The organism is Pseudomonas sp. GL-B-26 (assembly GCF_019947405.1).
Taxonomy (GTDB): domain Bacteria; phylum Pseudomonadota; class Gammaproteobacteria; order Pseudomonadales; family Pseudomonadaceae; genus Aquipseudomonas.
In genome coordinates, this window is the sequence record NZ_JAGYGJ010000106.1 from 1 (window position 1) to 1253 (window position 1253).

Consider the following 1253-nt stretch of genomic DNA (forward strand, 5'->3'; position numbering starts at 1 on the left):
CGCCAGCTGCTATGTATGGACTCGCCCCCACGTTCAACCTGCTTTTTGAACACTGCTACCCGGTTGCATCTATGTATGAGGCCTGTTCGAGGAAGCCTTCAACGGCTTCTGGCCAACATTGGGTAAGCTCGTGGTATGCCGATTACAGTAAGGCCTCAAGGGCCAGTAGCAGCTTAGGCATCAATCCGCGACGGTCTGACCTGGGTCAATGTTCTTCAGCATGGGTTGGAGCGCTTAACGCCCCGGTGGCAGAACTCTGTTATCAGTGACTCATCGCCGCCTCCTGGCCAGTGCCTGGCTGGCGACGATAAGTCTGGTCGTTTTGCAGTAGCACCCAGAGGATGCGCAGGTTGCGGTTGGCCAATCGCACGGCTGCCTCCTTGCGACCCAGGCGGGATATCCAACGCTGGAGACGTTGGTCATCCGGCTGCTGTGAATCGGGTCGTAGCTGTTTTAAAACGGCGTGGGCACCCTGGATCGTCAGACTGCGCAAGTAAGCATCGCCCTGCTTGCTCATCTTGCCCAACCGGACCTTCTCCCCGCTGCTGTGCTGGCTGGGCACCAAACCGAAGTAGGCGGCGAACAAGCGCGCGTTGGCAAAGCGTTTAGGCTCGGTCTGCTTGGCCAGCAGCGCCGTGGCGATGATCGGGCCAACGCCGCGCACCGTCATCAGCCGCTTCGCCGTCTCATCCTCCTTCGCTGCCGCTTCCAGCCGACCGGTCAGCACGTTGATGCGTTCGCCCAGTTGACCCCATTCACCCAGCAATTCGGCGATGAGTTCGCGCAGCAAATCGGGTAACGGCTGGGTGGCATCTTCCACTATCCGAGGCACGAGTTGGCTGATAGCCATTTCACCCTGCGCCATAGCCACACCATGTTCCAGCAGTAAACCGCGCATCTGATTGCCGACCGCAGTGCGTCGCCGTACATATCCCTGCCGGGCCCTGTGCAGAGCCTGCATCGCCAGCGCCGCCGCACTCTTGAGCGGTACGGCTGAGATCTTGCAATCGCGGCCTGCGCGCAAGATAGCCAATGCATCGTTGCGATCATTTTTCGGACCGCTGCGATGATTGGCCACATGTTGGGCCGGCAGGATGCGGACCGGATTACCCTGCGTCTGCAGCAATCGTGCCCATGCCTGAGCGCCTGGCCCGGTTTCCACCAACACCGTCACGCTCGCTGGAAGCTTATGAAGAAATGCCTGAAAGGCCTCACGTGACTTGATTCGATTCTCGAACAACACCTGACCGAGA

The 1253-nt window shown here is 59.5% G+C and carries 1 protein-coding gene; it reads right to left on the bottom strand.

Features of this window, described 5'->3' with window-relative positions; genetic code table 11:
- Positions 1-262: 262 nt before the first annotated feature.
- A partial coding sequence (locus KGB23_RS30090) for an IS110 family transposase (RefSeq protein WP_223433703.1) occupies positions 263-1253 on the bottom strand: 991 nt, incomplete at its 5' end.